Raw genomic sequence first — 16,677 nt, forward strand, 5'->3', positions numbered from 1 at the left:
CGATGAGTGCTTTTCTGCAATGCGACGCCGCCGGATGCGATCACCGCGAGGATGTCGAGGAAATCCTGGAGGCGCAGGTTGGAATGCCCTGCCCGAAATGCGGAGCAAGTCTTCTCACTCGCGAAGACTTCGATGTCTATGTGGCCCGGTTCAAGCCGATGCTCGACATGATGAAGGTGCTGGGCCTCGCGGTTGATCCCGAACCCGGCACGGACGCACAGCGCGTCTCGGTCCATTATCATGATGGTGTGACCACCATCCGCGAACAGGGTCTGGCCTGATGGGCGTCGCCGGCTCCTTTGACCCCGCCGACGGTCCGGCCTTGCTGCCTGCCAGCGAGCTGTATCGCCGTGCGCGCAAGGTCGAGGAGCTGGCGCGCATCGCCATGGATTGCACAAGCGCGGGGGCGCGGTGCCGGGATGTAGCGCGGGCAACGCGCATCATGGCCGAAATCGGCGCGATCGTTGGCCCTGGGGGTGAAGCATGAGCTTGGGCGGCCTGCCACTTGGTCACTTTGGATGCCTGCTCGCGGATCCGCCGTGGGCGTTCCGCACCTTTTCCGGCGAGAATATGACGCCGCACCGCTCGGCGGAGGATCACTACCGCACGATGGAGCTGGATGACATCATGGCCCTGCCGGTGGGCGCGCACGCGGCGAAGGATGCGGCGTTGTTCATGTGGATCGTCGACAGCCATGTCGACGTCGCGATCGAGCTGGGCCGGGCCTGGGGTTTCGAGCTGAAGACGGTCGCCTTCATCTGGCTGAAGACCGGCATGTATGAGGCGCAGTTCGACCTCTTCACCGGCGACTTGCCGGATCCGCTCATGTCGATGGGATATTGGACGCGCAAGCAGGCGGAAATCTGCCTGCTCTTTACGCGCGGCAAGCCGGAGCGCCTGTCGAAGGGCGTGCGCCAGGTGATCGTCGATCGGCGGCGCGAGCACAGCCGGAAACCCGACGATCAATATGACAGGATCGAAGCGCTGGTTGGCGGGCCAAGGCTGGAGCTGTTCGCCCGCACCACGCGGCCGGGCTGGTCATCTTGGGGCAATCAGACAGACAAATTTGGGGAGGCGGCATGACAGAAGAAGCGAAGAAGCCTTGGGTCACGCGTTGGGGCGCGGATCCGGATAGCTGGAACTGTTACGATCCGGACGATGATCCGTACAGCGATGGCAGTGGCATGCCGGGACGTGAGCTGGTCCGGGGCGCAGTGGCGCGCTGGATGATGACCCAAACGGTCGCATCCGTCGGCTCTTCGCTCGACGTTGCCATGACCTTCAATCTGCCGCTGCAACTGGCAGCGGAAGCGGTAGGCGGTCTGCCTTGCGACCTTGGGGAAGCAGTGCAGGTCTGGTCCTCGCTCAATCATGACGGCTGGGGTGATAGCAGCGTGGGTGACGCTGCGCTGGCTTTCTTATTGCCGCCGGCGGAGATCGTTGCCGCGGTCGAACATCATCCATGGATGTATCTGACGGGGGACCGCGCCGACATCGCGGGCATGCTGATCGGGCATGAAGGGGAATAGGGGGCCGTCGGCCTGAAGGCCGCGACTTTCGAGAGATTTGTTTGAGTTGCCTGATTTTCGGGGTGGGTGTTCGTGTCCTTATCGCCTCAATTCCTTGACCAGCTGCGCGATCGGACGACGCTGTCCGCGCTGATCGGCGGGTCGATCAAAGTCGAAAAGGCGGGGCGCGAGCACAAGGCGTGCTGCCCGTTCCACAATGAAAAGACGCCCAGCTTCACCATCAACGACGACAAGGGCTTCTATCACTGCTTCGGCTGCGGCGCGCATGGCGACGCCATCCGCTGGCTGACCGATCATCGCGGCCTGACCTTCATCGATGCGGTGAAGGAGCTGGCGGACAAGGCCGGACTGGATGTTCCCGCCCCGACGCCGGAGCATGCACGGCGGGAAGCGAAGGCGGCCAGCACCGGCGATGTGCTGAGTGCGGCCGCGCGCTTTTATGCGCAGCAGCTCGATCGCACGCCCGCCATCAAGCAGTGGCTGATCGACCGTGGCGTGACGCTGGCCCAGGCGCAGGCGTTTGGCCTCGGCCTCTCGTCATGGCGCAACTCGGTTGCTGGCTGCGGTGCGTCGACCGATGCGCTGCTCGACGCCGGACTGTTGGTCGAACAGAGCGGCGATCAGGCCGGCCTTCGGCGGGACTATTTCCGGGGCCGGCTGATGGTGCCGATTCACGATGCACGCGGCCGGGTGGTCGGCTTCGGCGCTCGTGCGCTGCCGAACCGGGACGGCGAAACGCCCGATCCCAAATATCTCAACAGCGCCGACAGCGAGACCTTCGACAAGGGTCGGCTGCTGTTCAACCATCATCGTGCGGCGCCGGCGGCGCGCACTGCGCGCAGATTGGCGATCGTCGAGGGTTATTTCGACGTGATCGCGATGGACCGCGCGGAGATCGTCGAGTGCGTCGCGCCGATGGGTACCGCGCTCACCGAGGCGCAACTGGAGCGTGCCTGGCGCATCCATCATCATCCGGTGCTGTTGTTCGATGGCGACGGCGCGGGGCGCAAGGCTGCGGTCAAGGCATGCGAGCGCGCCCTGCCGATGGTCGGGCCGGGCAAGATGCTGTCGGTCGCGCTGCTGCCCGAGGGCAAGGATCCCGACGATCTGGAACGGGAAGGCGGTCGCGCGGCGATCGAGGCGGTGCTCGATGCTGCCCAGCCCATGTTCGATTTCCTCTGGCAGGTGGAGCTGGCCGCCGCCGATACCTCGACGCCTGAGGGGCGCAGCGCGCTGCGTCGCCGCCTCGGCCGTCTCGCCGCCGGCATCCAGGATGAGGAAACCCGCGCACAGTATCGCGTCGAATGGGATGCCCGCTACGCCGCTGCCTTTCCCCCGCCGCCCCCGGGGTTATCTGAAGAAGAGATGCTTCCGAATGGAAGCGTGGCGGCCTTCTCTACATTGCCGGGGGAGGTGGGGGCGCGGCTGAAACGGCTGAGCCAGCTGTGGCTTCGTCGCAGCGTCGACCATTGCCCCATCACCGCCAAGGCGATCTGCCGCTGGGCGTGGGAACTAGGGCGGCGGGTGGATTATGGCCTGCTGACGGTCGAGGAAGCGCAGCCGGAGGTCGACCGTCTCGTCGACGCGCTGGCGCAAGCGGAAGATGGCTGCGGCACCGACAGCGGTGATGATGTCGCGCGCGCCTTCGCCGCCGGTGAGCAGCGCGGCTTCGATCCGGGACCGACGCTGCTGGATTTCCAGTGCGCCGGGTTCGAGCGCACCGACCTCGGCAACGCCGAGCGCTTCCACGCCCGGTTCGGCCGCGACTATCTCTACACTACGGCCAAGGGATGGCTGGGCTGGGATCAGCGCCGTTACCAGGTGCTGAACCAGGAAAAGGATGTCACGCCGTCGGAGGTGCAGGCGGGCGTCTTCGAAACCATCCGCGCCATACAGCGCGAGGCATCGGTTATTCGCGACAGCGGCGTGCGGCGGCCGGACATCGTCGATGAGATGGATGAAAGCGCCGGCAAGTTCGAGTTGGTGCAATGGAATATCTGGGTCAATCAGGGCAATCCCGAGCACGGGCTCGACATGGTCGTCGACGTGAAGAAGGGGCAGACGGTCCTGCTGTCCGACCTGATCGGCCGCTGGGGCCGCGCGTCGGAGGCGTCGGGACGGCTCAGCTGCATCCCCAATCTGGTGAAGCGCTGGCTGACAGTCGAGCTGACTTCCTTCGATACCAATCCGATGGTGCTCAACTGCCAGAACGGCACGTTGCATTTTCTGCCGCCGGATGAGGAAGGCTCGGCTCGTGTCGAATTGCGTCCGCACGATCGCGCCGACCTGCTGACCAAGATCACCGCCTGCGATTATGATCCGGGGGCCGAAGCGCCCGAATGGCAGAAGCTGGTCCGGTGGGCGCAGCCGAACAAGGATCGCCGCCGATACCTGCGCCAGTGGGGCGGCTATAATCTGACGGGCGAGATGGGGGAGCAAATCTTCCATATCTGGTGGGGGCCGACGGCTGCGAACGGCAAATCGACGGTGGGCAACGCGATGCGGGAGGCCACCGGCGATTATGGCGACATCACCAACGTCGACACCTTCATGAACGACGGGCCGAAGAAGCGCGGCGACCAGGCGACGCCGGACATCGTGCGCCTGCCCGGCGTGCGCTTCCTCACCTCGGGCGAGCCCGAAAAGGGTGCCAAGATCAATGAGGCGCTGATCAACAGTGTCACCGGCGGCGACCCGATGCTGGCGCGCGACAATTTCCGGTCCTTCTTCCGCTTCACGCCATCGTTCAAATGGACGCTGTGGTGCAACGCCAAGCCTGACATTCCGCAGGGTACGGAGGGCATCTGGCGCCGCGTGAAGGTGCTGCTGTGGGAATCGCATCTGGAAAAGCATGAGCGCGACCGGACGCTGCCCGATCGGCTGAAGAAGGAATATCCCGGCATCCTCGCGTGGATGGTGCGGGGGCTGATCGACTGGATGGACAATGGCTTCATCGAGCCGGAGGATGTGAAGCGCCAGTCCGAAGCCTATCGTGACGATAGCGACCCATTGGCCAGTTTCCTCCGCATGTGCACGGTCGAAGATCAGTCGGCGCGCGTTCAGTCGTCGCATCTCTATGAGGTCTTCTGCGCCTGGGCCAAGGCGGCAGGCGAGGTTGAATGGAAGCAGAAGGGCTTCAGCAAGGCCATGAAAGACCGGGGCTTCGACAACAAACAGTCGAACGGGATGCAATGGCTGGGGCTGAAGCTGGTCAAGCAGAAGCATGATTTCGTGGATGAGCACGGCAATGTCGTGACGTTCCGCGACGACGGCCCGCCTACATCCGATGCCGGGCCTCCTGTCGACCATGGTGGTGGCGTCGGTCCACCCGATGACGGTGACGATTACGTCCCCTTCTGGCCGGAGGACGAATGATGACGATGCTTCCATTTGGAAGGGTGGCGGAAGCATCGCCGGAAGGAAGAAAGGGCGGATTTGTACGGGTTTGGAAGGTTTGGAAGGTTTAGCGAAACGCTATGGCGCGCATGTGCGTGTGCGCGCAGGCATGCATGAACATTAGATAATCAATAACCCTTCCAATCCTTCCAAATAATCATTTGAGGTAGAAAGAAATGAAAAAGAACAAAGGCTTGGCGGTGGAAGTGTGGGGCGCTCGTCGCTTCCTCATCCCTTCCGCTGGTGGAAGGGAGCGCAGCGCATGGTGATGATCATTCGTTCGGGTGCCCTGCCGGGGCATCGCAGCACGCGGGAACAGGACTTCGCGCCGCTGGCTCGCCCGTGGGAGCGCACCGGCTCGGTCGATGTCGAGCAGCTGGCGATATGGGCCTATCGCGATCAGAAGGTGGATCGCTTTGCCACTATCGGCCTGCATTCGATCGAGGTCGAAGCGTCGGGCATGGAGGCAAGGGGCCGTTCATCTGATGGCTGCGCGGCCATTGGCGATATCAACCACATGGGTTGCCGTATCGACTATTCAGGTCGGATCGTGCGCGACACGGTCCATCCGGCGGCTGAGACCGTGGCGGCTCTGCTCGCGACTATCGACAATGGCCGCATGGTGGCCTTCCATGCGCGCCTGGGTGGTCGGCCTGACGGGTGGGAAGATCCCAAGCATTGGTATCGGGCGGTCGTTTGGGTGAAGCGTTGGGAAGATGCGCAGGTCGAACGGACCGGGCGCGGCACGTCGCCGACCTTCTGCAGTGTGATCCCGACAGTCACGCGCGAGGAGCTGGCTCGTCGGCGCCTCGCCTATCTCAGCTGGTGGGGGGCGCTGGACGCGCTGGCGTGGCAGCTGTCGATGCGGTCGATGGGCTTCACGGTCCGTCCGCCCTCGGCTCCGCAGGCGCCGTGGGAAACCGCGGGCCAGGGCGACGCCTGATGCCATCGGTTCGCACCTGTCCGATTTCGCTTGACCGGCGGCCCGAGGCCCGGGGGGCACCCCCCTACGGGTCCTCCCGACCGACCCAGCGCGTATGCGGTGCGGCAGCGCAGTCCGCGCGTGTTTCAGAAATGGCGGAAAACCTTGGGTTTTTGATTGGTGTTTTGGACTGCGCGCAAGAAAATTGCGCGAAACGGGGCAAACGGCATGACTGACCAACCGCAAGAGCTGATCGTCAACCTGGAGGAATTTTGCGATTTGTGCGGCACCACCGGCGAGACGATGCGCGGCTATCTGAAGGCAGTTCCGGACGATGCGACCTGGCTGATCGAGCGCGGCGACCGGGGGCGCGGTTACCGCATCGAGGCGCGGGGCGGCGTCTCATGGTGGCGGGCGAAGCGCGAAAACGATGAGCAGCTGAGTGCTGAGCGCCGCGCGCAGCTGGCGCAGATGCGGTTGGACCTGATCGGCGACCAGGTCGAGGCCCCGGCCCAGCTGGGCATGTCCGGCAAGCAACGCCGGGAGGAATATGCGGCTGCGGAGGCGGCGGCCAAATATCGCAAGATGATGGGCGACCTGCTCGATCGGCACGAGATGGTCCACGCGCTCTCCTCCGCTGGTGCGGAATTGCGGCGCCGGCTGCTACAGGTGCCCGGCGAGTTCGCCATCCGCGAGGGGCTGGCGCCGCAAAGCGTTACCCCGTTGGAAGGCATGCTGGGCCGCGCGGTCGACGATTTTCTTCGGACCATTGCAGATGAGATGAAGATCGAGATAATTGCGGAAGGGGGAACCGACGCCGATGCTTGAAGCCGCGCTGCCAGCTCCGGCCCTAGCCAGCGCCCGCGCTGTCCTGGTCGACGCGCTGGAGGCGCTGCGCTTTCCCGAGAAGGTTTCGATTTCGGAAGCTGCGCGCCGCCACCGCGTGCTGATGAATCCCGGAGCCTATTCCGGTCCGTGGGGCGACAGCCCGCACGATATGCGCTGCCTCGATCGACCGATGGACTGCCTGCATGGGGACTCGCCTTATTCGGTCGTGGGCGTCATGGGGCCCAGCCAGACCGGCAAATCGGAAATCGGCAATAACTGGCAGCTGCACACGATCCTCTATGACCAAGCCGACCTGTTGTTCGTCGCGCCGACCAAGGACCTGATCAACAGCTATGTGACGACCCAGTTCGACAAGATGCTTGACCTTGCGGTCGACAAGGATGGCAATGCCGGCATCCTGCGCGAGCGCCAGCTCGGCGGCGTCTCGGCGGACAATATCAACCTGAAGCGATTCCGCGGGTGCGACCTTCACTTCCTGTGGCCTGGTGGCCCAACCTTCCGCGCCAAGCCGTTCCCGCGTGGTCGTATGGACGACTTCGAAGAATTCTCGACCGACGTTTCCGACCAGGGCAGTGCGCTCGGCCTGATGGAAGGCCGTATGGCCAGCTTCGCCGCCTATGGCCGGACCAAGATCTACGCGAATTCAAGTCCAACGCTGGGTCGGACCAAGGGTATCGAGGCGCTGGTCGCCAGCGGAACCGATGAGCGGTGGTTTGTCGATTGCCTCCAATGCGCCACGCCTTGGCGGCTATGCTTCGACCTTTTGCATTACGACCGGAGCGGCACGGGCGAAGATGCCGCCGCCAGCGCGGCGGTCGTCTGCCCGGATTGCGGCGGCCTTCATCTCCAGTCCGACAAGCGCATGCTGATGTCGACGGGGCGCTGGGTCGGCCGCGGGGAGCGTGCAGTGTCGCTGCGCGAGAGCGATATTGGCAAGGTTGGCGACTTGATCCGGACCGATCGGGCGACCTTTCGCCTCGAAGGTCTGATGGGTTTCCGTCCTTGGGCGCAAATCGCCAAACTTGCGCGCGAAGCGGAGATTTCCTTCTCGATCGAGCAGGATGCCGCCGCGCTGGTGTCGTTCGACAATACTGTGGTCGGCCGGAACTTCGTACCGCGCGAGGATGGTGAGCCAGCGGTCACCGAGGATGCGCTCTTCACGCGCGCGCGCAATTCCTATTACCGGATGGGCGAGGTTCCTCCTGGCGTTCTCTGTCTTGTCGCGACGATCGACCAGCAGGGCAATCGGTTCGAGGTTGCGGTGTGGGGCTTCGGCGTAGGTTTCCGCTGCTGGTTGATTGACAGGTTCGCCGTGCTGACCACTATTGAGAACGGCCGCGAGCGCCCGCTGCGCCCGTTTAACCGACCCGAGGATTGGTCGGTGCTGCATGCCCGCGTGCTTTCGCGCACATATCCCATGGCCGGCGCGCCCCATCTGCGCATGAAGATTATGAACACGTCGGTCGATACGGGCGGTCTCGATGGGGCGACCGACAATGCCTTTGCCTGGTGGCATAGCATGGTGTCGGGCGACATCGGATCAGGTCGACCGCCGCTGCCGCCGACCGCGATCACGCTGCTGAAGGGCGGCAACAATCCCAAGGGCAAGTTGCTTCCGCCGCCGACGGTCGATGCGAAGCGCCAGATCAAGGGTGCGCCCCAGGCCGAATTGTTCGTGCCGAACGTCAACCGCTACAAGGATATCGCCGATGTTCGCCTGAAGCGCGCGGAGGAAGGGCCCGGCTACATCGCTTTTCCGAACAATCTTCCGCAGGCCGATGACGGCTCGTTTCCTTACCTGGCCGAGCTGCGGGCCGAGACGAACGTGAACGGTCAGTGGACGCGCGAGCCGCACCGCGCGAACGAAACGTGGGACCTCTACATTCAGGGTTGCGTGGTAGTCACGCGCTTCGGCGGCAATGATGCGAGTTTCGCGTGGGTGCCTGATTGGGCGCGGCCTCCCAAGGATGCGCCGCGAAAGCTGATGCCTGAGCCGCAGCCGGATCCTGTTGAGCTGGGGCGGGAGGAGCCGCCGGCGAACGTGCCGGCGGCTCTTAGACCTTCATCCAGAAATGCGCGTCCGCGGCGGTCGGTGCGAGTGTCGCGCGGTTAGGCTACAGCCGGTTCGATGGCGGTGCCGCAATAGCGGCATTTGATGGCTTCCACCTTGATGAATTCCGCGCAGGCTGGGCATTTCCGCATCTTCGCATTGCGCGTGATTCCCGTCGGGGACGGCGATCCTGGTCCGATCAGCGCGAGCAAGAGAATGGCGAAAATTCCGAACGTCGCGCCGAGTACGCCCCATAGAACAGGTTCGCGGTCGCGCGCTTGCGCCATCTTCACGCACAGCACAATCGAACCCAGCCAGATGACCAGAACAAATAATACGCCCACGCTAACCCCCAACCGCGTTCATGGCCGGAATGTATGCCGGTTGCCGCTCCTCGTCCATAGCCTCATCGCTGGTGTCCTGACCGGCTCTTGTATCATGGCGGACCAAGGGTCGCGCCACTCATATCTCTGCTGATTTTATTAGTCGCCTATTATACGGATACTTGGCATCCTGCCCCTCTACCCCTGCTCCGGCTCCAAAACTTGACGGCGGAATCGTTTATTTGACATAGGCCAGAAGGTCAGAAGAGCTGTGCACGAACAGACCCGCCCCCGGCGCCCGGAGGCGGGTCTTTTTGTGCGCGTGCATCCCGGAGATATTCATGGCCCTCACCCCGGCAGAGATCGAGCAGCTGCAAGCCCGGCTTGCTGCCTATCTCGAAGCAGAAGCGGCCGTGCTCCGGAACCAGTCCTACAAGATGCCAGATGGGCGCGAGCTGACGCGCGCTTCGCTCGCTGAAATCCGCAAGGGGATTGATTCCCTCCGCAACGAGATCGCCAACGCCAGCGGCGCGCCGATCGTGCGCGGCCGCTTGCGGCGTGGCGTCATGGTAGGGCGCTGACGAATGCGCGTCCGCCAGAATTTCTTCGACCGCATGGTCGCGGCGGTGTCGCCGGAACGCGGTGCGCGCCGCTTCGCGGCTCGGGCGGCGCTGACGGCGGCCACGTCGATGACGGCGGGCTTGCCGATCAGCCCCGGCGGTCAGGTCACGGGACAGGGCGGCTATTATGGCGGGCAGTCGGATCGGCGACAGACGCGGGGCTGGGCTGCAAAGCTGCGGACACCCAACCAGGACGCCGCGAAGCGCGACACGCTGATTGCCCGGTCTCGCCATGCGGCCATGAACATTCCGCTGGGGACGGCGGCCGTCGAGCGTCCGATCGACTTCACCGTCGGTTCGGGCCTTATGGCGATCCCGGAGATTGACGGGGCGGCGGTGGGTCTATCGGATGAAGACGCTGCGGCTCTCAACCGGCAGATCGCCAAGGATTATGACGACTACATGTCGTCCACCGATCCCGACGCGGAGCGGGGAACGACTGGATATGGCCTGCAGGAAATCGTCATGCGCGGGGTCCTGGAGTCCGGTGACATCGTGCCGCTGCGCTGCTGGGCTGACGATCAGCTGGGCCGCACGCATTTCACCGCGTGGAAGCTGGTCGAGGCGGACTGGATCGTCTCGCCGATGGGGCATGTCGAAGGCAAGCCGTTGAACGGCGCCGGCAACGTCTGCACCGATGGCGTCGAGGTCGACGGGTATAACGCGCCCGTCGCGGTGCATGTGCTGAAGAAGGCGCCCGATGGCGCGTTCGGCGGACGTTATGCTCGCACGGCGGGGGATACGGTTCGCATTCCGATCTGGGGCGAGAAGAGCGGCTTGCCCAGCGCTGTGCTGATCATGTCGAAGCGACGCGGCGGGCAGACGCGGGGTATTCCCGTCCTGGCGCCTGTTCTGGAGATATTGCGCCAGGTGTCCGACCTCACCGACGCGGAACTGTTCGCGGCCGTGATGACCGCGATGTTGGCCATCGTCTACAAGTCCCCCGGCGCGGGCAGCATGCCCGAAGCCGATTATGGCGCCGCAAGCGAAGAAGCCCGCATGGTGTCGGGCGGCGGCGCCTACAGTGGTGACGGCAGCGATCGTGGCGGCAACATCCGCATGGAAGCCGGGTCGGTGCTGGAAATCGACAGCGAGTCCGAAGTCGATGTGAAGTCGCCGGGTCGGCCCAATCCGGCGTTCGATCCTTTCTTTCTCGGCATGGTCCGGCAGCTCTCGGCTGCGACCAAGGTGCCCTATGAAATCCTGCTGCTGCACTTCACTGCGAGCTATTCGGCAAGCCGAGGCGCGCTGGAGGTTTTCTACCTGACCCATGTCATGCCCAAGCGGGAATGGCTGTCGTCGATGTGGTGTCAGGTCAGCTATTCATGCTGGCTGCATGAGCAGGTCGTGCGGGGCATCTACAAGATGCCGGGTTTCCTTACCAATGCGACGCGGCGCGCTGCATGGTCGCGGGCGCGCCACAGGGGTGATGGCAAGATCACGCTGGACCCGGCGCGCGAAGCGAAGGCGCTGGAGGTTTATGAGGCGCATGCCTGGTCGACCGGCGCGCAGATCACCGCCGGCCTCAACGGCGGCGATTATGACAGCAACGTCACGGTGCGGGCATCCGAGCACAAGCGGTTTGTGGATGGCGGCTTGCCGATTCCGAACGCCAAGGGCGGCGGGAACGAAACGGCGCCCTCCAGTCAGAAGGAAGAGCAGGAATGAGCAGGTCGGGTGCGCGCGCGTTCTCGCTGGTCGATATTTCGCAGCGGGCGTTCAATCGTCCGGTGATGATCACGCCGGAGAAGGCGCAGATCGTCCTGGGCGTCATAGGTCCGCGCCTGAATGTTGGGTCCTTGATCGTCGCGGGCCAGGACGGACCAGCGGTGCCGATCGGCACGCTGCAGCAACTAGCTGCGACGGCTCGTGTCGACATGGAGACTATGCCCGGCGACGACGACATCGCCGCGCGCGATTGGAACACTGGACAGATTGTCGATCCCTACGAGACGTGGAACGGCGCCGCGATCATTCCGGTGCGCGGAACGTTGATGGCGGAAAATGGGCTCAACCCAGCTTCGGGTGCCACCGGATATGATGGGCTACTCTACAAAGCCCGCTACGCTCACGCCGACCCAAAGGTCAAAGGCTTGGTCATCGACGTCGATAGCCCCGGCGGCGAGGTGGTCGATATGCTGGAATTCTGCCAGCAGCTGATCGCTATCCGTGAGGACAAGCCGATCCGTGCCATCATTCGCGGCTGTGCTGCGTCCGCTGGCTATGCAATCGTCAGCTGCGCCACTCCTGGTCAGGTGACGGCCGCGCCTTACAGTATGGTCGGGTCGATCGGCGCAATCATGATGCACGCCGATTGGTCCAAGAATCTGGAGCAGGAAGGCATCGCGGTGACGCTGATCACAAGCGCCCCGCACAAGGCGGACGGTTCGCCCGTTATGCCGCTTGCGGCCGATGTGTTGGAGCGGCTTCAGGCCGCTGTGGACGCCTGTGCCGCATCCTTCATCGATCATGTCGCTGCCGCGCGCCCCGTGATGAGCCGTGACGCGATCGTCGCACAAGAGGCGCGCTTCTATTCAGGCGAGGACGCCCTGTCGCAGGGTCTCGTAGACAAGTTCATGAACTGGGATGAGTCCCTGAGGGAATTTGCCCAGCAATTGAACGGTGGCGGCATGAATAGCCGCTCCGCACCAACCGCGCCCGGTGCGCGATCCACGAAGGGAACGACGATGAGCACTCCGAATCCCGCACCGGCGGACGACACGCCCGTGCACACTCAGGCGCAGCTGGATGCTGCAGTTGCCTCGGCCTCGGCCAACGCGACGGCTGCCGCCACCACCGCCGAACGCGAACGCATCAGTGCGCTTGCTGAACTGGATAGCGACAGCACGATCAGCGCTTCGCTGTCGAAGGCCATGACCGAGGGCACCAGCGCGGGCGATTACGCGATCGGGCTGGCGCAGGCGGCGAAGGCTGCAACCGCGACCGCGCTGGAAGCGGCGAAGACCGACGCGATCAAGACCGATGCTCTCCCGAGCGGTGGCGCGGCGCGCGGTGCGGGCACCGGCGATAAGGGCAATCGCGGCGAGGCGGCTGTTGCTCGCTTCCGCGGCAAGATCCCCGGTCTGCCCGCCCGGGGCTGATCCGCCCAACATCATGCGGGGCTTGCCCCATTGGAGTATCGCAGGGCGGTCCCGATGGGCCGCCCTTTTTCGTGAAGGGAATGCATCATGGCTTATGAACGGGCCGATTATTCGCAGGAAACCCCCTACAGCCCGAAGCATCTGCTTGCTTCCGGCTCCTACACCACCCGCAAGGTGACGATCCTGTCCGGCCAGAATCTGGTCGGAGGTGCGGTGATCGGCGCGATCGCGCTGGGCGCCGTCACTGTCACCCCCGGTGCAGCGGTCTCCGCTACCCCCGCGGGTACCCCCGGCAACGGCTCCATCGGCACAGTTACGTCCGATTCCGGCGCTCCGGAGGGAACGTATCAGGTCGTCATCATCGAGCCCGCGGCCAATGGCGGCACGTTCGAAGTGATCAAGCCCGACGGCTCGCTTGATGGCGCTGGCGTGGTGGGCCAAGCCTATAATGGGTCGATCAACTTCACCCTGGCCGACGGGTCGACCGACTTCGTCGCGGGCGATCGTATCCCGGTCGTGGTGGATTACGCCGCCGGTTCGGGCAAGTACAAGCTGTCGCTCGCTGCGGCGGTCGACGGCTCCGAAACGCCCGACACGGTGCTGGCCTATGATGTCGACGCCAGCGGCGGCGATATCGAGGCGATTGCCTATGAGACGGCCAACGTCGTTTCCGGGGCGCTCACCCTTGGCGCCGGCCACACGATCGCGAGCATTCGCGAGGGCCTGCGCCTGAAGGGCATCCTGATCGACGACTGATCGTGTCACCCACCATCAACCGGGCCCACCGGGTCGCACCCCGGCTTCCGCGTGAAGCCGGGGTTTATTTTCATGGAAGGTAGAGCAAATGCCCGACGCACTTTACGGCACCGAAGAATTGCTGCCGATGATCGACTCCCTGTTCATCCCCGGCAATTTCCTGATGAAGATCGCTTTTCCCGGTCTGCTGGAATTCGACACCGAGCAGGTGTCGATGGACCGCGTGCTGGACGACCTGCGCCTCGCGCCGCTGGTCTCGCCCTATTCGCCGGGCAAGGTCCAGCAGCCGCGCGGCTTCCAGAAGGAGTCGATCGTCCCGGCCTATGTGAAGCCGCGCAACCCCGTGCCCGCGAGCCAGGTGATGAAGCGCATCGCCGGCGAGAAGCCTTGGGGCGAACTGAGCGCGGCCGAACGCCACGAGCTGATCATCTTCGACCTGCTCAACGGTCATCGCCGGAAGATCGACCGTCGCGTCGAATGGATGGCGGCATCGGTCCTCAAGACCGGCACGCTGGTGCTATCGAGCGCCGACTATCCGGCAACCACGGTCGATTATCAGCGCAGCGCTGGCCTCACCAAAACCTTGCTGACCAGCGATCGTTGGGGCGAAACCGGCATCTCGCCCTATGACGATGTGGACGAATGGATCAACGAGGTCGGTGAAGAATCCGGCGGCGCGGTCAATATCGTCGTCATGGACCGCAAAGCATGGGGGCTCTACATCGCCGATCCCAAGGCGCAGAAGGCCCTGGACAAGACCCTTGGTCAGACCAGCGTCGCCTATGAGCTGGGTCTCACTGTCCAGCTGCCTGGCTCGCCGGTGTTCAAGGGCCGCGACGGCAACATCGAATTCTATGTCTACAATGACAAGTTCGAGAATGACTCGGGTTCGATCGAGGCGCTGCTGCCCGACTATACCGTCATCCTGGTCAGCCAGGGCGGCATTGAGGGTGTCACCGCGTTCGGCCTCATCCAGGATGCGCGCAACCAATATGGCAAGGGCGCCTATTTCTCGAAGAACTGGATCGACGACAACACCGGCGCCGAGCTTCTGGAAAGCGCGTCGGCGCCCATTCCGGTGCCGAAGCGCATCAACGCGACGCTCTGCGCTACGGTTCGATAAGGCGGTATCCTCTCCTCCGCCTAACCTGTGGCCGCCGCCCTGCACGGTGGCGGCCGCTTTTCGTGAGTACAAAGGAGGCCATCCATGGCCACGAAGACAATTCTGGTCGCGGCGCAGCAGCTTCGCGGCGGTGTGCCGGTCAAAGGCAAAGAGGGCGAGATCGAACGGCATGTCGCCGAGAAGGGAACGCATCTCACCAGCGCCGTTCTGAAGAAGCTGGGGTTGAACACCAAGGCCGTGGACGGGCTGAAGGCGAAGGGCGTCATCATCGAGCGCGATGTAATGCATGCCGATGTCGACGACCTGTCCGATCTGGACTTGCTTTCCGGCGCCGAGCTGGAAGCTGTGCTGCTGATGCGCAAGGTCGCGATCGAGCCGGGCACCGAAAAGGATGGCCTGATCGCGCTCATCAAGTCGAGCAAGGCAGGCTGATCCATGCCGGTGGAATCCGCTTCGGATCGCGCCAGCTTCTTCTCGTCCAGCGAGTTCGCGGAGCTGGCGCTGTTCACCCCCGCAGGTGGCGGCAGCGGCGATGCCGTCGTCTGCACGATCGTCTATGATCGCGGGCAGGGGAAGAACCGCATGGCGGTCGGGGAAGCGGCGGCATCGGGTGCGGAGCGCGCCGTCTGGATCAATGCCGACGAGGTCGCCACGGTCGGGCGCGGTGCCCGCATCGTTGTGCCCGTCGACGAGGATGGCGACCCGTTGCCTGGCGCCGAGACGCTCGACGTGATCGGCGAGCCGAAGCTGGACGAGACCGGCTTCATGTGGGCGGCCGACCTCGTGCTGGTGGACTGACGTCATGGTTTTCGTGCCGGGACGCAAGCTCACCAGCTACGAGCGCGGCTTCGGTCGTGGCTTCGGCATCGAGATCGCAGGCGAGGCGGCGGAGAAGGAGTCGCGGGAAATCCTCGCGCAGGACGCCATCTCCATCAAGGGTGCGGCGGTGGACGCGGTCGAACACACGACCAACAGCGTGAAGATCAAGATCCGCACCTATATCGATCAGCATTTCGGCGGGTCGGAGATGCACGGCAACAATCACCGTCGTGTCTCGAACGCGGCGGCGCAGTCGAAATTCTACAACGACCTGTCGACGCGGGGACAATATACCGGCCTGGTCTATTCCAAATGGGGTCGGGGCAAGGGGCCGGGCAGCTTCATCGACTTCCTCGTGCTGCACATCAAGGGCGGCACGCTGGCGGCGCGGGACGGCGGAAAGCTGAAAATTCCCAACCGGCGCGAGCCGGGCGCGCTGATGGGGCAGGTGGGCAATTTCGGCGACAGCCGCATCTTCATCCGCAAATCCGCTGAGCCCGGCAAATCGTTCCTCATGCGGGCCTTCAAGAAAAGCGGGGGCGCCAAGCGCGGCGGCCGCGTGGTGCTGCTGGCGACGCTGGTCGACTCGCTGCGCTTCCCGGCGTCGCTGCGGGGGATCGACACCATCCTGGTCGCTGCCGGGCCGGAGCTTGAAAACAATTTCCTCTCCCTGCTGGGGCAGAGCGGCACGACGGGATCGGCGTCATGAGCAGTGTGCGCGAACAGGTGCTGCAGGCCGTGCTGGCGAAGGTAGAGGGCGTGAAGGCCGCACTTAGCTGGGTGACGGCGGTGCGCAATCCGCGTGACCCGCTGGGTGACGACCAGCTCAATGCGTTGGTGCTGTTCGATGGGGGTCTGCTTGACCCGCGCGGGCTCAGCGGCGGGGTGCAGGAGGACGAAGTGGAATTCTCGGTGGGGCTCATCGTCCGCGAGAAGGAATCAGAGGGTCTCACCGCAGAGGCGCTGATCGACGCGGGGTTTGTGGCCATAATGGATGCTCTGCTGGATCCCGACGACATCCAGCTGGGCGGCCTGGTGGAGTGCATCGATCCGCGAGGCGGCAGCGACCCCGTTTACGGTCGCGCGGAGAAGGGGGCCCGTGTCGTCGGCGGCCTCGTCATGGATTTTTCAGCACGGTTCATGACCCGCGAGGGCGACGCCTCGCAGGTCGGCCCGTGAACGACAAGGA

The 16,677-nt window shown here is 64.2% G+C and carries 18 protein-coding genes; 17 read left to right on the forward strand and 1 reads right to left on the reverse strand.

From position 1 onward, the window contains the following. Window positions 1–2: 2 nt before the first annotated feature. The 8 genes from MRBLMA1_RS06155 (at window position 3) to MRBLMA1_RS06190 (ending at window position 8,809) form a co-directional block, all read left to right on the forward strand. Window positions 3–281 carry a hypothetical protein gene (locus tag MRBLMA1_RS06155; protein ID WP_363735653.1) on the forward strand — a complete coding sequence of 93 codons (279 nt, stop codon included), beginning with the start codon at window positions 3–5 and terminating at the stop codon, window positions 279–281. Further along, window positions 281–487, forward strand: coding sequence for a hypothetical protein (locus MRBLMA1_RS06160; RefSeq protein WP_363735654.1), 207 nt, complete (start codon window positions 281–283; stop codon window positions 485–487). The genes MRBLMA1_RS06155 and MRBLMA1_RS06160 overlap by 1 nt, the downstream gene beginning before the upstream one ends. Further along, window positions 484–1,083, forward strand: coding sequence for an MT-A70 family methyltransferase (locus MRBLMA1_RS06165; protein WP_363735655.1), 600 nt, complete (start codon window positions 484–486; stop codon window positions 1,081–1,083). The genes MRBLMA1_RS06160 and MRBLMA1_RS06165 overlap by 4 nt, the downstream gene beginning before the upstream one ends. After that, the gene (locus tag MRBLMA1_RS06170; RefSeq protein WP_363735656.1) at window positions 1,080–1,529 is read left to right on the forward strand and encodes a hypothetical protein; all 450 of its coding nucleotides are present in this window, start codon (window positions 1,080–1,082) and stop codon (window positions 1,527–1,529) included. Before MRBLMA1_RS06165 ends, MRBLMA1_RS06170 begins: the two co-directional genes overlap by 4 nt. A gap of 72 nt (window positions 1,530–1,601) precedes the next feature. Then, complete coding sequence (dnaG, locus tag MRBLMA1_RS06175; RefSeq protein WP_363735657.1) at window positions 1,602–4,904, forward strand: DNA primase; 3,303 nt, start codon at window positions 1,602–1,604, stop codon at window positions 4,902–4,904. 283 nt (window positions 4,905–5,187) lie between these two features. Then, the gene (locus MRBLMA1_RS06180) at window positions 5,188–5,868 is read left to right on the forward strand and encodes a hypothetical protein (protein WP_363735658.1); all 681 of its coding nucleotides are present in this window, start codon (window positions 5,188–5,190) and stop codon (window positions 5,866–5,868) included. Window positions 5,869–6,075: 207 nt separating this feature from the next. After that, on the forward strand, window positions 6,076–6,675 hold the full coding sequence (locus tag MRBLMA1_RS06185) for a hypothetical protein (protein WP_363735659.1): 600 nt from the start codon (window positions 6,076–6,078) through the stop codon (window positions 6,673–6,675). Next, window positions 6,668–8,809, forward strand: a complete 2,142-nt coding sequence (locus MRBLMA1_RS06190; RefSeq protein WP_363735660.1) for a terminase gpA endonuclease subunit — start codon at window positions 6,668–6,670, stop codon at window positions 8,807–8,809. The genes MRBLMA1_RS06185 and MRBLMA1_RS06190 overlap by 8 nt, the downstream gene beginning before the upstream one ends. On the opposite strand, the gene MRBLMA1_RS06195 is transcribed toward MRBLMA1_RS06190, so the two are convergent. Further along, window positions 8,806–9,090: a zinc ribbon domain-containing protein gene (locus MRBLMA1_RS06195; protein WP_363735661.1), complete on the reverse strand. Its 285-nt coding sequence runs from the start codon at window positions 9,088–9,090 to the stop codon at window positions 8,806–8,808. The two genes, MRBLMA1_RS06190 and MRBLMA1_RS06195, sit on opposite strands and share 4 nt — an antisense overlap. A gap of 320 nt (window positions 9,091–9,410) precedes the next feature. Here MRBLMA1_RS06195 and MRBLMA1_RS06200 point away from each other — a divergent pair, with 320 nt between their 5' ends. The 9 genes from MRBLMA1_RS06200 (at window position 9,411) to MRBLMA1_RS06240 (ending at window position 16,667) form a co-directional block, all read left to right on the forward strand. After that, window positions 9,411–9,650, forward strand: a complete 240-nt coding sequence (locus MRBLMA1_RS06200) for a hypothetical protein (protein ID WP_363735662.1) — start codon at window positions 9,411–9,413, stop codon at window positions 9,648–9,650. 3 nt (window positions 9,651–9,653) lie between these two features. After that, window positions 9,654–11,357, forward strand: a complete 1,704-nt coding sequence (locus tag MRBLMA1_RS06205; protein WP_363735663.1) for a phage portal protein — start codon at window positions 9,654–9,656, stop codon at window positions 11,355–11,357. A gap of 65 nt (window positions 11,358–11,422) precedes the next feature. Continuing rightward, entirely contained in the window at window positions 11,423–12,790 is a 1,368-nt protein-coding gene (locus MRBLMA1_RS06210; protein WP_363735699.1) for a S49 family peptidase, read from the forward strand. Window positions 12,791–12,877: 87 nt separating this feature from the next. Then, the gene (locus tag MRBLMA1_RS06215) at window positions 12,878–13,546 is read left to right on the forward strand and encodes a head decoration protein (RefSeq protein ID WP_363735664.1); all 669 of its coding nucleotides are present in this window, start codon (window positions 12,878–12,880) and stop codon (window positions 13,544–13,546) included. Window positions 13,547–13,634: 88 nt separating this feature from the next. Next, a complete protein-coding gene (locus tag MRBLMA1_RS06220) occupies window positions 13,635–14,669 on the forward strand; it encodes a major capsid protein (RefSeq protein WP_363735665.1) in 1,035 nt (344 codons plus the stop codon). An 84-nt stretch (window positions 14,670–14,753) separates the two neighbouring features. Beyond that, entirely contained in the window at window positions 14,754–15,101 is a 348-nt protein-coding gene (locus tag MRBLMA1_RS06225) for a hypothetical protein (protein WP_363735666.1), read from the forward strand. A gap of 3 nt (window positions 15,102–15,104) precedes the next feature. After that, complete coding sequence (locus tag MRBLMA1_RS06230; protein ID WP_363735667.1) at window positions 15,105–15,467, forward strand: head-tail joining protein; 363 nt, start codon at window positions 15,105–15,107, stop codon at window positions 15,465–15,467. Between the two features lie 4 nt (window positions 15,468–15,471). Further along, window positions 15,472–16,197: a hypothetical protein gene (locus MRBLMA1_RS06235; RefSeq protein WP_363735668.1), complete on the forward strand. Its 726-nt coding sequence runs from the start codon at window positions 15,472–15,474 to the stop codon at window positions 16,195–16,197. After that, a complete protein-coding gene (locus MRBLMA1_RS06240; RefSeq protein WP_363735669.1) occupies window positions 16,194–16,667 on the forward strand; it encodes a hypothetical protein in 474 nt (157 codons plus the stop codon). Before MRBLMA1_RS06235 ends, MRBLMA1_RS06240 begins: the two co-directional genes overlap by 4 nt. The last annotated feature ends 10 nt before the right edge of the window (window positions 16,668–16,677 follow it).

Source organism: Sphingobium sp. LMA1-1-1.1 (genome assembly GCF_040676365.1).
Classification (GTDB): Bacteria; Pseudomonadota; Alphaproteobacteria; order Sphingomonadales; family Sphingomonadaceae; genus Sphingobium.

Excerpts from the sequence above, each read along its gene's own strand:
- MRBLMA1_RS06155 (WP_363735653.1), top strand. The coding sequence starts at position 3 with ATGAGTGCTTTTCTGCAATGCGACGCCGCCGGATGCGATCACCGCGAG.
- MRBLMA1_RS06160 (WP_363735654.1), top strand. The coding sequence starts at position 281 with ATGGGCGTCGCCGGCTCCTTTGACCCCGCCGACGGTCCGGCCTTGCTG.
- MRBLMA1_RS06165 (WP_363735655.1), top strand. The coding sequence starts at position 484 with ATGAGCTTGGGCGGCCTGCCACTTGGTCACTTTGGATGCCTGCTCGCG.
- MRBLMA1_RS06170 (WP_363735656.1), top strand. The coding sequence starts at position 1,080 with ATGACAGAAGAAGCGAAGAAGCCTTGGGTCACGCGTTGGGGCGCGGAT.
- MRBLMA1_RS06180 (WP_363735658.1), top strand. The coding sequence starts at position 5,188 with ATGGTGATGATCATTCGTTCGGGTGCCCTGCCGGGGCATCGCAGCACG.
- MRBLMA1_RS06185 (WP_363735659.1), top strand. The coding sequence starts at position 6,076 with ATGACTGACCAACCGCAAGAGCTGATCGTCAACCTGGAGGAATTTTGC.
- MRBLMA1_RS06190 (WP_363735660.1), top strand. The coding sequence starts at position 6,668 with ATGCTTGAAGCCGCGCTGCCAGCTCCGGCCCTAGCCAGCGCCCGCGCT.
- MRBLMA1_RS06200 (WP_363735662.1), top strand. The coding sequence starts at position 9,411 with ATGGCCCTCACCCCGGCAGAGATCGAGCAGCTGCAAGCCCGGCTTGCT.
- MRBLMA1_RS06205 (WP_363735663.1), top strand. The coding sequence starts at position 9,654 with ATGCGCGTCCGCCAGAATTTCTTCGACCGCATGGTCGCGGCGGTGTCG.
- MRBLMA1_RS06210 (WP_363735699.1), top strand. The coding sequence starts at position 11,423 with ATGATCACGCCGGAGAAGGCGCAGATCGTCCTGGGCGTCATAGGTCCG.
- MRBLMA1_RS06215 (WP_363735664.1), top strand. The coding sequence starts at position 12,878 with ATGGCTTATGAACGGGCCGATTATTCGCAGGAAACCCCCTACAGCCCG.
- MRBLMA1_RS06220 (WP_363735665.1), top strand. The coding sequence starts at position 13,635 with ATGCCCGACGCACTTTACGGCACCGAAGAATTGCTGCCGATGATCGAC.
- MRBLMA1_RS06225 (WP_363735666.1), top strand. The coding sequence starts at position 14,754 with ATGGCCACGAAGACAATTCTGGTCGCGGCGCAGCAGCTTCGCGGCGGT.
- MRBLMA1_RS06230 (WP_363735667.1), top strand. The coding sequence starts at position 15,105 with ATGCCGGTGGAATCCGCTTCGGATCGCGCCAGCTTCTTCTCGTCCAGC.
- MRBLMA1_RS06235 (WP_363735668.1), top strand. The coding sequence starts at position 15,472 with ATGGTTTTCGTGCCGGGACGCAAGCTCACCAGCTACGAGCGCGGCTTC.
- MRBLMA1_RS06240 (WP_363735669.1), top strand. The coding sequence starts at position 16,194 with ATGAGCAGTGTGCGCGAACAGGTGCTGCAGGCCGTGCTGGCGAAGGTA.